Here is a 16,805-nt window from a genome sequence, read left to right on the forward strand (position 1 = left end):
TATGGGAGCAACTAAAATTTTACATAAGAAAGAAACACTTGTTCCTAAATTGAGATTTAAGGGATTTGAAAATAACCAGGTTATAACTAAATCAATTTCAGATTTATTAAACGATGATAAAAAAATCACTTATGGTATTGTTCAGCCTGGCGAATATGATCCAAATGGCGTTATAATGATTAGAAGTCAAGACTATTCTACTGGGTGGAATGACGTTAGAACAATGTATAAAGTTTCAAAAGCTATAGATAAACCTTATCAAAGATCAAGAGTAATAAAAGATGACATTATAATAACAGTAGTTGGAGGTAATGTTGAAAGCTCGCAGTGGTTCCAGAATATCTGATAATTCAAACATATCACGGTCTGTTGCACGAATTAGCATAAAAAACTTAGTTGTTCAAAGTATGTCAATTTTTTCTTGAAAAGAAAATTGACAAGCTGATTTTTTTAAATCAAGTTGGTGGAGCCCAACCAGTTCTAAATATGAAAGAACTATCCTCAGTTTATTATTCCTTGCCCTCTCTTCCAGAACAACAGAAAATAGCATCTTTCTTATCAGCGGTTGATGAAAAGATACTACAGCTTACCCGCAAAAAAGAATTGCTGGAGAAATACAAAAAAGGGGTGATGCAACAACTCTTCTTGGGTAAATTGAGGTTTAAAGATGAGAAGGGAAAGGTATTTCCGAAGTGGGACTTAGTTGGTGGTAATAAATTATTTGATAGTATATCTGATAAGAAACATAATTCTGATTTACCAATACTTGCGATTACCCAAGACCAAGGTGCAATACCGAGAGAAATGATTAACTATCAAATGACAGTTACTGATAGCAGCATTGCAAGTTATAAGGTAGTACAGGTTGGTGATTTTATAATAAGGGGACTTTTATAAATACTATTTTAAAACTCCAGGATATATAATGCAATTACAAAAGAATTTGGAAGGTATCAGAGATGGTAAAATGATAAGTTATAAATATTTCTCCGAAATAAAATTGCCATTCCCTTCAAAAGAGGAACAAAAAAAGATTGCCAATTATTTATTCAGTGTCGATAACAAAATAGAAATCGTAAATAATCAAATAACCCAAACCCAATCCTTTAAAAAAGGCTTGTTGCAGAAAATGTTTGTATGAGTCATCAAAGCGAAGCCATACTGGAAGCTAATTTAATCAGGCAACTCGTTAGTTTAGGTTATGAGTCTGTAAATATCCATGATGGTGATGCTTTTGTTTCCAATCTCAAAACACAATTAGAAACATTTAATAACACAACATTTACTGCCAAAGAATTTGATGCCATTTTAAATCACTTAGCAAAAGGCAATGTATTTGATAAGGCCAAAACATTAAGAGATCGTTTTGTGCTTAATAAAGAAGACGGCACTTCTTTGTATGTACGCTTCTTTAATAACGAAGATTGGAGCAAAAACAAATACCAGGTTACCAACCAGGTGCAGGTACAGGGTTCCTTTATGAACCGTTACGATGTTACCATTTTGGCAAACGGGTTGCCGCTTGTGCAAATAGAACTCAAACGAAGTGGGATAGAAATCAAAGAAGCTTTCAATCAGATCAACCGTTACCAGCGTCATTCTTTCTGGAGCAATCACGGTTTGTTTCAGTATGTGCAGTTGTTTGTAATCAGCAATGGCGTAAACACAAAATATTTAGCCAATAACAGGTTGCAATCTGTAAAACAAACCTTTTACTGGGCGGATGCCAACAATAAAAATATAACCGGCCTTACGGAGTTTGCCTATGCGTTTTTAAATCCTGATCATTTAGGAAAAATGATTTCGCATTACGTGGTAATGAACGAAACCTTTAAGAATATGATGGTGCTGCGGCCGTACCAGTATTTTGCAACAGAGGCCATCATCAACCAGGTTAAAATAGGTAATGATAACGGCTATATCTGGCATACTACGGGTTCGGGCAAAACCCTTGCTTCCTTTAAAGCCAGCCAGGTTATTATGGAATTGCCGGAGGTACACAAAGTGGTTTTTGTGGTAGACAGAAAAGACCTGGATTACCAAACGATGCAGGAGTTCAACGCTTTTAAAAAAGACAGTGTGGATGTAACGGATAATACCGCCTCGCTGGTAAAACAATTAACCGATGATACCAAACTGGTGCTTACTACCATTCAGAAACTGAACAATGCCATCAGCAAACATCATTACGAAAGCAAACTGGGGCATTTAAAAGATAAAAAGATCGTTTTCATTTTTGATGAGTGTCACCGTTCGCAGTTTGGAGATACACATGCAAGAATTACTGAGTACTTTAGAAAAGCACAATTGTTTGGCTTTACAGGCACACCCATCTTTGCAGCCAACGCCAGCAAAAATGATTTGGGCAAACGCACCACCAAAGACCTGTTTGGTACCTGTTTGCATAAATATGTGATCACCGATGCTATCAGGGATCAGAATGTATTGCGCTTTGGTATTGAGTACATTGGTAAATACAAACAAAAAGGCAACACCTTTATTGATATTGAAGTAGAAGACATTGATAAAACAGAAGTGTTTAATGATGAAAAGCGCCTGGCAAAATTGCCGATTATATCATTGCCTATCACGGGCAAAAAACATTCAACAAAGATTACTCCGCCATATTTGCCGTAAGCAGTATTGCCAACGCTATAAAATACTATGACATCCTGCAAAAGAAAAAAGAAGCAGGCGAACATGATCTGCGTATTGCAACCATTTTCACTTACGGCACCAATGAAGAAGATGAAGATGCACAGGATTATTTACCGGGCGATGAAGAAGAGCTAACAATGGCAGCAGAAGCAAAGGTTGTTTATTTGTCAAGTCACACAAGAGATAAATTAGAAAAATGCATAGCTGATTACAATCAAATGTACGGTTGTAGTTTTTCAACAAAGGACGGCCAGGCATTTGAAAATTATTTTAAAGACATCAGCAAACGATTAAAAGAAAGAGAAAAAGAAACTGCTAAAGATGAGGATCGGTTGGATATTTTACTGGTGGTAAGTATGTTCCTTACCGGCTTTGATGCCAAGAAGGTTAACACACTTTATGTAGACCGGAACCTGAAACATCACGGCATTATACAAGCTTACTCAAGAACTAACCGCATTTTAGGAGAACAAAAATCGCAGGGCAATATTTTATGCTTCCGCAATTTAAAAAAGGCAACAGATGATGCCATTACGCTTTTTAGTAATAAAGAAGCCATCGAAGAAATTATTTTACCACCTTATCATGTAATTGCCGCAAAATTTGATGAAGCTCTTAAAGCTTTACTTTCCATTACACCCACATGGCAAAGCGTTGATGACTTGTTAACTGAAGATGATGAACTGGCATTCATCCAGGCATTCAGAGCCTTGCTGCGTGCAAAAAATGTATTGGAATCTTACACCGATTTTAGCTGGGAAGGTTTGGGCATAGATGAACAAACTTTTGAAAACTACAAAGCAAGTATTTGGATCTATATCAAAAGGTGAAAAGTGAAAATCAAAAAGAAAAAACTTCTATCCTTGATGATATTGATTTTGAGTTAGAACTTATACACAGGGATTTGATCAATGTAGCTTATATCATTAAGCTATTGGCAAAACTGAAGCAGGCAAAAGCCAGTGAAGCACAACAACAGAAAAAGCCATTATGGATTTGTTAGGTGGCGATATTGAATTAAGAAGCAAACGTGAACTGATTGAGAAATTTATTTTAGAGAACTTACCGCTTATTGATGATGCCGACAACATACAGGATGAGTTTGAAAAATACTGGCAGGAACAAAAGGTATTGGCTTTAGAGAAGCTGTGTAATGAAAAGCATTTAGATAAAGAACAGGTTAAAGCATTGATAGAGGCATACATCTTCAGCGGTCAAGACCCTTTACGTGACGATGTATTTAAATGTATAGGAAACCGACCCAGCATATTACAGGCTCGTGCAATTGGTGAAAGGATTATTTTCAAGATGAAGGAGTTTGTAGAAGTATTTGAAATGGGGATGGTGGCGTAAAAGAGAATCCTTTCTTCCATACAAGTCTCCTTAAAAACAAATGAATAAGCAGGGTTGCCAACCTCATAGAGTTGCCAACCTTTAAAGGTTGGCAACTCTTACCTTAATCGTCCGGTAATTTCTTACTCACAAATTCCATCATCCGTTGAATATAGTTGTCCATCGTTTCGCCTTCATTCACAGGAAAGGTTTCAAAAGCTGTAGAAACACTATTCAGTAAGTTATTATAGCGGCTAAAGTTTTGTTTTAAAATTTCTTCATTGCCTGTTTCCCAATATTCTCCTTCATCGCTCACATTCAACTCTGAAAATATTTGCCTGATAAATATTTTAACAAGTGAACAATGAACAAATGTGTTTGCCAGCCGGCAAACTGTGTTTTTACCGAAAGCATATATAAACATTCCTTGCTGGTTTTATCTGTGCTGTCGCCATAAAATTGTAAAAGAGAAGAGCTACTCATCCGGCCATTAGATAAAAAACAGATTGAAACGGTTTCACAGTCTGGCGGAGTAAAACTTATTCCATATACTTTATGATCATGCGCTTTGTTTTGAAAGCTCCCTATTGGAAATTCGGTATGGCGAACTGTATATTTCCATTTATAAATACGGACAATATCTTCCACTTCGTCAATCATTTGCATTAACAATTCCGGATTGCCGAACTTTCCATTATAATGTAAACTCAACCCCATACAGTGCATTCATTTCTTTATTTAAGATACAAAATTCCTCCGGTTTATCAGTCGATCATTTTCCTGTAATCGGCAATTTGATCACATGTATTAATGCCCTTATTGCGCAGGTCTGCCGACTTGATGCTAAGACGTTACTTGTTTTTACTCTTTCAGCTACATATAATTATCAACAGATTGTCCGCTTGGATTATAGCAGTGCGGCGGGCTTCGTTACATATGAACAGGATTACGCATTTCCCCCATTGAACAAATCGTTCAGACCGCTTGCAGCGTGCCGACCGGTTTGCCTGTTGCCTTGAAATATGGAACGTACAAGAGTGCGATGCAACAGTTGATGCCATGAAACTATGCTGCCGGTAACATCATTTATTTCGCTGCTGCAGGTATTCCTCTAATTCCCGGTTCGTGGCATACCAAACCTTCCGCAGCAATAAAAAACAACGTCCCGTAAGAGACGTTGTTGAAGAAAATAATTTATTGCTTGGCGGGAACTGCGTTTCGCTGTACTTTTTTTGCAGCATTGGTACTTTGCCTGATGGTTGCCCCGCTGGATTTGAATAAAGGACAATAATAATCAATGGCATCCAGTGCTTCGTTATAGGAAAGATCGTATTCCACCACGGTTCCCCTGGTAATTAAATCCACTGTGTAATTATAGAAATTACGGCTGCCATAAGCGCCAAAGTCGCCATACAGCACATCGCCGTCGTAAGTCCTTAATCCATCCAGGTTACGGATGATGGTATAGCCATAATTGGTTTCTACCACATAGTACCCGCAGCTGTTATTACTGTATATCACATCGCCCCGTTCCTGTGAAAGCCAGTAGGAGTTGTCGTTTTGATATACTCTGTCTTTAACACAACTGGTAAACAGCAGTGTTGCCATTACAGCTAAAATTGAATAAGTAAAAATTTTTTTCATAATGATTGTTTTTAAGATGAATAATTACAACCATTAGATGGCAAACGGCGGGCTAAGTTTGAATACGATTTGTTAAAACGTTGGGTGGATATCCATTGTCCTTTTCTTCACAGGCGAGTTCAACGCCCCGGTTCGTGTCTCACGAACTGGAAAAGTGATTAAACTTGGTTCGTGAGACACGAACCAAGGCGTAGGAGACGTAAACAAGAATCATCAGCCTTTGAAGCGTCATCAATTACAAAGCACAAAGTACTTTCTCTGTTATTTCATTATTTTTATACAGTCAGTATTGATTTCATTATTAATTATGGATATAAAATACCGTATGGGTAAGGAATTGGAAAGTGATGAAAAAGAATAAATAATATGCCATGGCAAAAGCAGTAAAAAAGAAGAGGGTAATACAAACTGAAGCAAACCTGCTGAAGGAGCTGGCCCTATTGATTGAGCAAAGCCAGCAGCAGGTGGTGGCGCAGGCCAATAGCACCCTTACCTTGCTGTTTTGGCAAGTAGGCAAACGCATCAATGAAAACATACTGCAAAACAAACGGGCAGAGTATGCAAAACGAATTGTGCCGACACTGTCGGCACAATTGAGGGATAAGTACGGCAAAAATTTTGAATTGAGAAACGTACAAAGAATGATGCAGTTTGCCGGGCTATTCACCGATATTGAGATTGTGTCGACACTGTCTACACAATTGAGTTGGTCGCATTTTGTAACACTATTACCGATCAAAAGCCAGGAGGCAAGACTGTACTATGCCCGGGCATCTGCCAACCAAACATTAGGTATAAGAGATTTACGCAAACAAATCAGTACGAAAGCTTTTGAACGAAGCAGCATAGCTAATTTACAAAATACCGGCAACCATCCTGCTATTCACAATACATTTAAAGACCCTTACTTTTTAGATTTTTTAGGATTGCAAAATACATATTTGGAAAAAGATTTAGAACAGGTCATTTTAAGAGAATTAGAACAATTTATACTGGAATTAGGCAAAGGCTTTGCTTTTGTTGATCGTCAAAAACGAATGATAATCGACGGGGAAGATTTTCATTTGGACCTGCTTTTTTACCATCGTAATTTAAAACGCCTGGTAGCCATAGAATTGAAGTTAGGAAAGTTTGAAGCCAGTCACAAAGGGCAAATGGAATTGTATTTAAGATGGCTGGATAAGTACGAAAAGAAAGAAGGAGAGTTGTCACCAGTAGGCTTAATACTTTGTGCCGAAAGCAGCCGGGAGCAAATTGAATTACTGGAAATGTACAAAGACGGTATAATGGTAGCTGAATACTGGACAGAACTGCCACCCAAAAAACAATTAGAACAAAAAATACACAGTATCCTGATAGAAGCAAAAGAAAGGATAGAACGAAATAAATTACTGGATAAATAATAGAATTAGCGATAGTACAATCCAAAGGCAAAACAGATTTAAAGAAGATAGAACCCTGGCTCTCAGCAACCAGGGTATAAAAAAAATCATTCCTACCTTTAAAATACAATACCAACTGCATGAAATATGTACTGATATGTTTACTCTTGCAAACAACCGCCTTCGCCCAGCGAAAATTAAAATATACTATCAGTAAAGAAAGCGGCGACACGGTGTTTTATACCAGCGAAGAACGGCTCTCTGTTTCAGCCGGTGATACCTATGGGTCAGGCCGGGATAAAAGAAGCACCGTTGGCGATTACATAAAAAGTACGGTGTTGAAATATGCCAGTGGTTTTGCACTGGAGTTTTCTATACAAACGGGACGAACGAATAGTTTTTCTATTTATGCAGGGCAGGTTGCCAAATTAATCATGAGTGATGGATCAGTCATCAGTTTACCCAGCCGTGCTGATTACAGTTCAAAAAAATCTTCGATGGGTTATGGCTGCTGGCTCTTTGCATTTTATACCCTGTCTTCTTCTGCTGTTGAAAAAATAAAAATGGGAACCATTGCTTCCATCCGCATTGAATCTTCCATGGGCTCATTTGATTATCCACTGAAAGAAAAAGCAGGAAGGATTATTGCTGAGCAGTTAAAAAAGTTTTGAGGTTGGGTTAAAAGTCCCGCTCATGACGTCAGCAAAATACTTATTAAATAAACTCATACCAATGCACCGGTTCGGTCTCACAAACAAAGTCGAAGCCTTTCGTGTAAATTCGTGTAACCTGCCTGTCGGCAGGCAGGTTAGTGGCCGCAAACCCTGTAACATCAACTATTTTACTGCACACTGAATGTTTGTGATATCGTATGCAGTTGTCCCGGCTCTAATACAACTGCATCGGTATAAGCATTTGCAGCTTCCACACAGATAAATGTTTTGTAACCATCATCGGGCATATCGCCAATATTTTTGGCCGTTTCAATATATGGATTCCACACAACAGTCACCTTACTTCCTGTTTTTGATACAATGAGTTTGCGTTGATACCCGGAGTCTGTTATAACACAATCCTTTTCATGATTGATATAGCGCCTGTTTTCTTCTGCGGCAATGGTTAATACTTCTTCCTGCTGCTCCGTTGTTGTGGATGCAAATCCATTGTACCAGGAAGTACCGGCTAATCCTGCGATTTGAATATTGGTAAGATCGCTGATATTAAAATAGGTATGCAGGGCATCTGTATAAGTAAAGGTTTGATCGCCTGTGTTTTTAATTTGAAGACGGATGCTAAAAGCAGCACCTGCAATAACTGTGAGCTCTGCTTCAAATAAATAAGGCCACAGTTTCATGGTTTCTTCATTCTCTTTTAACGTAAGCACCAATTCTGTACTTCCATCCTGTAACTGCTGTGCTGATTTTACTTTCCACTCTGATAACCTTGCAAAACCATGCTGAGGTTTGCTGCTGTCACTGTCATGCGGACCAAACCAGGGAAAACAAAGTGGAATACCACCACGAATGGCTTTTCCATTTTCAAACGCACTTGTATCACTCATCCATAATAAATCAGGCTGGCCTGCCGGTTGAAAACTTAACACATGTGCACCGTATAAAGAGAGGGTGCATTCTGCATGTGCATTCTTGATTTTTACACAGGGAAGAGAGCCGGGTCCTTCAAAAAAATCCAAATGATCCTTACTGCCAAACTGTTGATTCAATGCTGAAATGTTCATGTTCTTTTTTTGCAAAAGTAGGGGTTATGGTTTTCCCTACCCTGTTGCAGAATTCAGTCTCCTGATCAAAAGCGGGTCGCATCGTGTCAATTTGTGTAATTGGTGGCCTCCCAAAACAAATCTTCTTTTTATCACCACACTGTCCAGTCTGTTTCTTTCAATTCATTTCTTGTGGTTGGCCGCTGCCCTCCCCTGGTAATATCTTCAACACGCTTTCCAACATAGGCTTTCAGCTGCGATACAGTTATGGTTTTGTATTGCTCCATCGCTTCAAGCAACGCATAACTGAATACACCATTTTGCAGATCGCCTCTTTCCTGTGCAAACTGTACACCGCCTGCTGCTGCAATTACAACTGCACCTGTTCCCTTTCCTACATTTACAAACAAGGATTGCATGAGTTCAAAACTATTCTGCAGTCCTACGGTTCTTCGTTGATTATTCCCTTCTTCACTCGATCCACGGTTCACCAGCAAACCCCTGTTACCTGTTTTCAGTTTATTATCCTGTATGGCCAAAAGTTCGTCCTTATCAAGTTCGCCGCTGTGACAGGCATCGAGCAGTAATAACTTTTTACGTGCAGGAATTCCATCGAGCAGGTTTTCAATTTCTTCATAGGCAATTCCGTTTTCACCGGGCTCACTGAAGTTTACATTGTAAGCAGACAGATAATAATCGTACTGCCGGCTGAGCATACCATGACCTGAGTAGGCAATAATCACTTTGTCGTTAATGCCGGTTTTGAGTAAGCGTTGTTTTAATTGGCGCACATTGCTGATGGTTACATCTTTGTTGAATAATGTATCAATTACAATTGCGGGATATTTTTCTTTCAGCTTCAGTGCTAAATTGCGGATATCTTTTACACACCAGCGAAGGTTATGTGTACTGTCGGCAAATTCATTGATGCCGATACCGGTAAAGTAAACCGTTTCTGTAACAGCCTTTACAGGAGTATAATTCACATACATGGGCATATGATAACTTTCTGTTCCGTTAACATTGGTAACAGATGTTTCAATACGGTTTTCGCCCTGCGATAAATGCACGGCAATGGTTGTATCGTATAACTTGCTGCGGCGATGTTTGATGCTGATGCCCTTTAACCCAAACAGCGGCACTTCATTGATCCATACATTAAAATGATCGAGCCTGTACATACTGTCGGCTGCATGAATCCTGATTGTCAGTACTTCTTTTTTTTGCTGATAAGTAATTTGTTCCCTGTTTACAAAATCAGCTTCAGGCACGCTGTATCCATCCGTAAACTGTGCGGTATCGATACCGAGTTTTTTAATGCGTTTAATATAAGCCCGTTTAAAGGAGTTGATAAAAGCAGTATCTGTATTTCCAATTGCTTCCAGTACTTTGTCGGGACGGTTATATTTTACATCAAGCTGATCAAAAGTGATGATCTTCTGGTCTTTGGTTACATAATGCAATTGTTTGGCAGCTGCAGGTGTACACTGGTAATAGCCGGAAGGGAGTTGTGTAAAATAATCAGCACTGTCAATTGCAACAATCCTGTACCTGAATGTAAAATCGTTGGCTGAATAAAACTTTAGTTCTGAACCGGCGTTTGTATACAGCCATTTCCCATCGTTACTGAAATTCATCTTATACTTACCATCGGGGAAATAATTTTTCTGAAGCTTACCTGTATTTCTGTTCCATTTCCATAATGTATCCCTGAACCATGCCACATCATATTTACCATCGGGAGTTAACTGCCAGGTAAATGAAAGACCTGTGCCTCCGTGTTCTTCAATCAGTTCCATTTTATCCTTACGGAAATCACTGTTCCATACAAAATACTTTCCTGTTATGTCATGTGTTAAAATGGATTCTCCGTCAGGATAATAGGCAGCTGCATCAACCCAACCTGTATGATTTAATGTAAACAGTATCTGACCACTTACTGCATCCCAACCTTTTGCTGTTTTATCATACGATCCGGAAATGATATGCTTCCCATCAGGACTGAACTTTGCCGAAAAAACAGAACCATTATGCCGCATCTTATTCATCAGTTTCCCTGTTTCAGCATTCCATGTCCTTACAAAACTATCAGCTGATGCTGTCAGCAATGTTTTTCCATCTGCACTGAATGAAACATCCGTCACCTGGTGCCCGTGTTCAAATTTTTTGTCAACCCAGCCCTTTTCAATATCCCATGTACAGGCAGCTTTTCCTTCAACACCTGTTGCTAGCATAGTTTTAGCCGGATTAAAATTCATTGCCCGAATTAGTGTTGAATGTCCGCTCATTACTTTCATCATTTGTGCGGTTTGCAGGTTCCATAACCTGATGTGATAATCTTTTCCTGCAGTTGCAAGAAGGGAATGATCGTTGCTGATACAGGATGCAGTTATTTCCGTTGTATGCCCTTTTACAGAAAAGGTTTGAATTAGTTTACCCGTTGCAAGATCCAATACATTTATTTTCATTTTACTTCTTACCAGCAAATATTCTCCATCAATTGAAAACTGAAAAGCGATAACTGCATCACCGATTCCAAAAGAATACAGCATTTTCCCGGTTTTTACGTTCCACACTTTCAACACTTCATGAATATTTCTTGTAATGATATATTCACCATTGGGCGAAAATGAAAATTCAGTAGCTGCTGAAGGAATGGTTTGTGCCGAATCCCGAAATGCAATTTTACTTGAATCGGAAATAGTCAATTGTATCCTGCCTGTTTTCAGGTTCATCAAGTGGGTTACCCATCCCTTATCATTACAGAGGATACTGTTACCAGCATTATTGAAAACAGCCATGGCCGGATATTGTTTTCTGTCATAATCATCCCCTTTCCCCAATTCGTACAGTTTCTTACCAGTACTCACCTCCCATACAGCAATTTCTTCGGGCATGATTTTGTTCTGTGTAATGAGGTAAAGGTTATTGTTGGATAATACTCCGGCAAATGCAGAAAACAAACTTGTTTCAACTTTCAGTCTGCTGATTTCTTTCCTGTTTTTGATATCCCAAATAAAACCGGTTGAATCACGCCATGAATAAGAATATACTTTCGATCCGTCAGGACTCATAGAAAATGTGAGTATCTCTGTTTTATTTCCTGAAAAAACATGCAGCTGCTTACCGGTTTTTTATCTCCCATAATTTTACTCCCGGGTCTTTTGCCGTGGTAGTAACAACTTCTCTACCGTTGGGAGTAATAAGCAATTGTGGATATGCCCACGGGGTAATACCTCCATCACCACAAAACAGTTTGTATATATGTTGCCCTGTATTACAATCATACAAATGCAGAAAGGTACTGTCAGATATGGATGAAAAAGCCAGTAAACTTTTTCCATCGGGTGTAAAGCTGAATAAATAAAAAGTGGCCGCATTTTCCAAAAAACGATGAACTTCCTTTCCTGTTTTTAAAGCGTACAATACTGCAACCTTGTCACTTAAAACAGTTACTATTCTTTGAGTCGGCAAATGATAAACAGGCGTTCTTCCTTTGTCAATTGTGTAAAGCAGTAATCCTGTTTTCTTGTCCCACCCTTTGATTGATTGATCTCTAAACCCGCCGAATGTTACTGCAACATCAAGATTCCTGTCATAAATAATCTTTTCAGGATAATCAGTGTGTCCATCGGGTAACATCAGTTTAGGTTCCTGTGCAAAGCAACTGATAGCCAAAAAAAGTGCAGTGGCAGTTAAAAGCGTTTTCATTGCATGAACTTACTTCACCCCAATAAAGCAGGAAATGATTTTCATCAGACAAAAAATAAAGCCAGCAGCATTCAGTTTATCCGCATGTCCATGGTCAGTTATCCACCTGTTTCTTTGCGATTGTGGCGGGCCGGTTTAAGCAGTGATAAATAAAAAGCCACATTTGATTAGCAATCAGAAATACCCCCATCTTTGCATTCACCATCAACCACAAAAAAATACCATGCGTAAAACAATTCAGTTTGGAGAGGAAGTAGCAGGTTATAACATTCCAGTTTTAAATGAACGTGAAATAAGGGCAGCTGCAGGTATTTTGTTCTTAGCCACATTCATTTCTTTAATGATGATCATATTCCAGAATAATTTTGTACCCATCAAGTATGTCATCACTTTATTTCTCACCGATTTTATCATCCGTGTGTTTATTAACCCCAAATATGCGCCTACTTTAATCATCGGGCGCTTGATTGTACGAAACCAGAACCCCGAATATGTGGGTGCAAAACAAAAAAAATTCGCATGGATCATTGGCCTGGTGCTTTCATTCACCATGTTTATTTTTATGGTGCTGGTAAATTCATACAGCCCCATAACAGGTATTGTTTGTTTAATCTGCCTCATCTTCCTGTTCTTTGAATCAGCATTTGGTATTTGCCTGGGATGTATTGTTTATAAGTGGGTGTATAAAGAAAAGGCCCAGTACTGCCCTGGTGAAGTGTGCGATGTAAAAGCAAAACAGGACATTCAAAAAACATCTCTTGTTCAATTACTGATTGTAGCAGGCTTTATTGCTTACATTTTTATTACTGCATCGCTGTTCAATGAAAAGTTTAAAGAAAAGCCCTATGATTTGTTTGGAATATTTGGGAATGCGCAAAAGAAATAAGATGCCTGTTCATTATTGCCTGACAACAGGAAGGCTTGTGGCCTCCTGAACGAATCCTTCCGGTGAGTAAACTGCAATGCTGCTACAACCATTTCCCCTGCCCTGCTACATGCAACTACCTGTTTCCACTTATTTTATTTATATGGTACAATAAAATCAAATCGAATACACGAGTTTTACGTTCGTTAAACCGTACCATGCCGTTTACTACAATCAAAGAAAGCAATTTCACCCGTATCTCATTGCTCTGTTTAGTTACAGCGCTGTTGCTTTCGCTGGCAGTGATTTTTTTATGGGTGGCCGATTTACCCGGTCTCATGAAATACGGTATGCATCAGTCAATAACAAAATTCAATACAGCACTCTCAGCTTTATTAACCGGCATTTCTTTCCTGCTCATCACTCTCGGTAAACAGAAAAGAACTGCGTTGGTTCTTGCACTGCTTGTTTTGCTTATCAGCTGTATTACGCTTGCTGAATATGCTTTTCATTTTAATGCAGGCATTGATGAATTGTTTTTTAAAGATGCTGTTACACCCGTTGCAAACTACCCCGGCCGTATGTCGCTTGGTTCGGCCCTGCAATTTTTGGTACTGCCCTTTGTATTGCTGAGCATTGCGTATAAAAAAGAAAAGTTCATTACTGAATTGTTGCTTATTCCGCTGTGGAGTGTTTCCTTCATCATTGTAATGGGGTATTTTTTCCAGTTGGGAAAATCGGTTTCCTTTAACGGTTATTCCAAATTGTCGCTGCTTGCAGTATTGATCAGCTTCCTGCTTATAAGCGCTGTCTTCTTTGGCAAATCGGAAAATGGTTTTTTGGCACCTTTTACTAAAAAAACAAGTGCCGCAAAAGTAAATGGCCGTGCACTTATCATCAGTATTTTTTTAAGCCTGGCCTTTGGATGGCTCCGTTTACAGGGCGAGCTCTACGGTTTGTATGTACATAACTTCGGCATTGTGCTCATGGGTTTTTTTATTGTACTCATGCTTATCTATATTACCCGTTTCAATACCATCCGCTTAAACAGGGCCGAAGAACAGATTAAACGGGAAAAAGAACTGTCAGAAAATGTATTGGGCAGTATTCCCGGTATCTTTTATCTATTCGATTCCAACGGAACACTCTTAAAAAAAAATAACCTCTTTGCCAAAATAACCGGTTATGAAGAGCAGCAAATTGAACGCATGCATCCTCTCGATTTTTTTGAAGAAACAAAAAAACAACGCATGCAGCAACTCATTGCAGCCGTTTTTGAGAAAGGTAGTGTTACAGCAGAAGAACTGTTCGTTACCAAGAGCGGCCGCAAAATACCCATGTTATTTACAGCCGTAAGGATGATGTACGACGGGCAGCCCTGTGTTGTTGGTACAGGCCTGGATATTTCTGAACGTAAAAAGCTGAGGAAGAAGTGCAGTTGGTAAATGCACAGTTAAGGGAACTGACCAAACATATGGAAAACCTGCGTGAAGAAGAACGTCTGCATATTGCCCGTGAAATTCATGATGAACTGGGACAGCAGATAACCGTGTTAAAAGTGAATTTGGGCTGGCTGCAGAACAATGCAGAAGCAGATAAAGCAGAGAAACAGGAACGTTTGGCAAAAATGATGGAGTTGTCGGATAAAACCATTCATACCATCCGTAAAATATCTACTGATCTCCGCCCGCCCGTAATTAATGATCTCGGTTTGGCAGAAGCATTGAAGCTTTCTGCAAAAGAATTTCAAAGTCAAACAGGCATCAACGTAAATTTTTATACCGAGCTCGACATGCTGCAACTTTCTTCTGCAACAGCTACTGCACTTTACCGTATTTACCAGGAATGTTTAACCAATATTGCCCGTTTTGCAAAAGCAACTGTGGTTGAATCATCACTTGATCTGCACGATGGCACCTTGCTCTTATCAGTGAGTGATAATGGAAGAGGGTTTTCAATAGAAGAACTTACACAACGGAAAACACTGGGTGTAATTGGTATGCGTGAACGGGCATTTATGATTGGCGGCGTTTTCAGCATTCACAGTGAACCCGGCGAAGGCACCCATGTACAGGTGACGGTTACTTTAGAAAATGATTTGTAAAGACATCCTCTTCTCTCTCAGCATCCCTGTTATTGAATCTTTGTTGGCTGGCTACTAACAATGCCGGATATTTATCCTTTAATTCTTTTGTAATGACCAAACCATCTCCCTTTCCGCTTTTTATCACTGCTTTTCTCCTGCTCTTTGTTTCCCTGCACAGTTTTGCACAAACAGAAAAAGCGGAAGCAGGCATTCAGGAAATTATGCAGCAAAATAATGTAGTTGGTCTTTCAGTTGCAGTGGTTAAAAAAGGAAAGATCATTTATACGCATTCCTTCGGTATGAAAGATGTAGAATCGAATACTCCCTTAACAGATGATTGTCTTTTCCGCATAGCCTCTATCTCTAAATCCTTTTCGGCAACTTCCATTATGCAATTAGTGGAAGCAAAAAAACTTTCATTAGATGATGATGTAAGCAAGCTGGTTGACTTTGCAGTACGGAACCCCAGGTTTCCCAAAACAGTGATCACACTCCGCATGATCTTATCGCACCGTTCAAGCATTAACGACAGCCAGGGCTATTTTACACTCGATGCAATCAATCCTGCAAAGAATCCTAACTGGATAAACTGTTACAGCGATTACGAACCGGGAACAGGTTACCGTTACTGCAATCTGAATTATAATATGGTGGGTACAATCATAGAAAAAATTTCTGGTGAACGTTTTGATCAGTATGTGAAACATCATATTCTCGATCCACTCGGATTGTATGGCGGTTACTGTGTTGACTCACTTGATAAAACCCGCTTTGCTACTATTTATGAATACAATGATTCAACAAAGAAATTAGAGGCTGCACCTGCGGCTTATAATCCCCGCAGTGAAGAAATTGCCAATTATGTTATGGGCTACAGCACTCCCATCTTTTCCCCAACAGGTGGCATGAAGATTACTGCCACCGACCTGGCAAAGTACATGATCATGCACATGAAACAGGGACGTTCAAAAGGAACAAAAATCATATCGAAGAAGAGTGCACATGAAATGCAAACGAAACTTTCTGATAAAGAAGGATATGGTATGGCCATTATGACATCAGACAATCTCATCAATGGAAAAACAATGAAGGGGCATACGGGTTCAGCGTACGGTCTGTACAGCACCATGTTTTTTCATCCAAAAGAAAAATTCGGGATCGTTGTTATTACCAATGGGTGCAACCCCGGTTATACTGATGGCTTTCAGACAACAATCAGGAAAACGGTGAACTGTTTGTATGATGCGTTTATATCAGGTAATTAAGTTGTAAGGAATCTTTGCAGCTGAACGTTCAGCAAAGACAATGAATCTGAATGATGCAAATCATTGCAATGATTGACAAATCTCAGTGGTCATTTAATTTCTTTCACCTAACATTAGGTGGCTCCAATGAAACGGAGAGCACAGC

General features: G+C 39.1%; 16 protein-coding genes and 1 pseudogene. 11 read left to right on the forward strand and 6 right to left on the reverse strand.

All coding sequences use genetic code 11. The annotated features are described in order from the left end of the window. Position 1: 1 nt before the first annotated feature. From IPK31_20030 to IPK31_20045, 4 genes and pseudogenes are all read left to right on the forward strand, one after another. On the forward strand, positions 2 to 346 hold the full coding sequence (locus IPK31_20030) for a hypothetical protein (GenBank protein ID MBK8090014.1): 345 nt from the start codon (positions 2 to 4) through the stop codon (positions 344 to 346). A 50-nt stretch (positions 347 to 396) separates the two neighbouring features. Then, positions 397 to 897, forward strand: a complete 501-nt coding sequence (locus tag IPK31_20035) for a restriction endonuclease subunit S (protein MBK8090015.1) — start codon at positions 397 to 399, stop codon at positions 895 to 897. 28 nt (positions 898 to 925) lie between these two features. Next, a complete protein-coding gene (locus tag IPK31_20040) occupies positions 926 to 1,141 on the forward strand; it encodes a restriction endonuclease subunit S (protein ID MBK8090016.1) in 216 nt (71 codons plus the stop codon). Beyond that, positions 1,138 to 4,011, forward strand: a pseudogene (locus IPK31_20045) (type I restriction endonuclease subunit R). The gene IPK31_20040 and the pseudogene IPK31_20045 overlap by 4 nt, the downstream one beginning before the upstream one ends. Positions 4,012 to 4,114: 103 nt before the next feature. Here IPK31_20045 and IPK31_20050 read toward each other — a convergent pair. From IPK31_20050 to IPK31_20060, 3 genes are all read right to left on the reverse strand, one after another. Continuing rightward, entirely contained in the window at positions 4,115 to 4,306 is a 192-nt protein-coding gene (locus IPK31_20050; GenBank protein ID MBK8090017.1) for a hypothetical protein, read from the reverse strand. 2 nt (positions 4,307 to 4,308) lie between these two features. Then, entirely contained in the window at positions 4,309 to 4,707 is a 399-nt protein-coding gene (locus IPK31_20055) for a hypothetical protein (GenBank protein ID MBK8090018.1), read from the reverse strand. Between the two features lie 477 nt (positions 4,708 to 5,184). Continuing rightward, entirely contained in the window at positions 5,185 to 5,634 is a 450-nt protein-coding gene (locus IPK31_20060) for a hypothetical protein (GenBank protein MBK8090019.1), read from the reverse strand. A gap of 371 nt (positions 5,635 to 6,005) precedes the next feature. On the opposite strand from IPK31_20060, the gene IPK31_20065 reads away from it, so the two are divergent. Together IPK31_20065 and IPK31_20070 are read left to right on the forward strand one after the other, a co-directional pair. Next, complete coding sequence (locus IPK31_20065; protein MBK8090020.1) at positions 6,006 to 7,037, forward strand: DUF1016 family protein; 1,032 nt, start codon at positions 6,006 to 6,008, stop codon at positions 7,035 to 7,037. A gap of 119 nt (positions 7,038 to 7,156) precedes the next feature. Then, positions 7,157 to 7,687: a hypothetical protein gene (locus IPK31_20070; protein MBK8090021.1), complete on the forward strand. Its 531-nt coding sequence runs from the start codon at positions 7,157 to 7,159 to the stop codon at positions 7,685 to 7,687. 170 nt (positions 7,688 to 7,857) lie between these two features. On the opposite strand, the gene IPK31_20075 is transcribed toward IPK31_20070, so the two are convergent. From IPK31_20075 to IPK31_20085, 3 genes are all read right to left on the reverse strand, one after another. After that, the gene (locus IPK31_20075; GenBank protein MBK8090022.1) at positions 7,858 to 8,754 is read right to left on the reverse strand and encodes a D-hexose-6-phosphate mutarotase; all 897 of its coding nucleotides are present in this window, start codon (positions 8,752 to 8,754) and stop codon (positions 7,858 to 7,860) included. 131 nt (positions 8,755 to 8,885) lie between these two features. Then, a complete protein-coding gene (locus tag IPK31_20080) occupies positions 8,886 to 11,807 on the reverse strand; it encodes a caspase family protein (GenBank protein ID MBK8090023.1) in 2,922 nt (973 codons plus the stop codon). Positions 11,808 to 11,856: 49 nt separating this feature from the next. Continuing rightward, complete coding sequence (locus IPK31_20085; protein ID MBK8090024.1) at positions 11,857 to 12,444, reverse strand: hypothetical protein; 588 nt, start codon at positions 12,442 to 12,444, stop codon at positions 11,857 to 11,859. Positions 12,445 to 12,447: 3 nt separating this feature from the next. On the opposite strand from IPK31_20085, the gene IPK31_20090 reads away from it, so the two are divergent. The 5 genes from IPK31_20090 to IPK31_20110 all read left to right on the forward strand — a co-directional run bounded on the left by IPK31_20090 (position 12,448) and on the right by IPK31_20110 (position 16,660). Beyond that, positions 12,448 to 12,597 (forward strand): hypothetical protein, encoded by a 150-nt coding sequence (locus IPK31_20090; GenBank protein MBK8090025.1) that lies wholly within the window; start codon positions 12,448 to 12,450, stop codon positions 12,595 to 12,597. A 70-nt stretch (positions 12,598 to 12,667) separates the two neighbouring features. Beyond that, the gene (locus IPK31_20095) at positions 12,668 to 13,330 is read left to right on the forward strand and encodes a DUF4395 domain-containing protein (protein MBK8090026.1); all 663 of its coding nucleotides are present in this window, start codon (positions 12,668 to 12,670) and stop codon (positions 13,328 to 13,330) included. Between the two features lie 197 nt (positions 13,331 to 13,527). Beyond that, positions 13,528 to 14,754 carry a PAS domain S-box protein gene (locus IPK31_20100; protein MBK8090027.1) on the forward strand — a complete coding sequence of 409 codons (1,227 nt, stop codon included), beginning with the start codon at positions 13,528 to 13,530 and terminating at the stop codon, positions 14,752 to 14,754. Continuing rightward, on the forward strand, positions 14,742 to 15,413 hold the full coding sequence (locus IPK31_20105) for a sensor histidine kinase (protein ID MBK8090028.1): 672 nt from the start codon (positions 14,742 to 14,744) through the stop codon (positions 15,411 to 15,413). Before IPK31_20100 ends, IPK31_20105 begins: the two co-directional genes overlap by 13 nt. A 92-nt stretch (positions 15,414 to 15,505) precedes the next feature. Then, positions 15,506 to 16,660 (forward strand): beta-lactamase family protein, encoded by a 1,155-nt coding sequence (locus IPK31_20110; protein MBK8090029.1) that lies wholly within the window; start codon positions 15,506 to 15,508, stop codon positions 16,658 to 16,660. The last annotated feature ends 145 nt before the right edge of the window (positions 16,661 to 16,805 follow it).

It is taken from the genome of Chitinophagaceae bacterium (assembly GCA_016713085.1).
GTDB lineage: Bacteria > Bacteroidota > Bacteroidia > Chitinophagales > Chitinophagaceae > Lacibacter.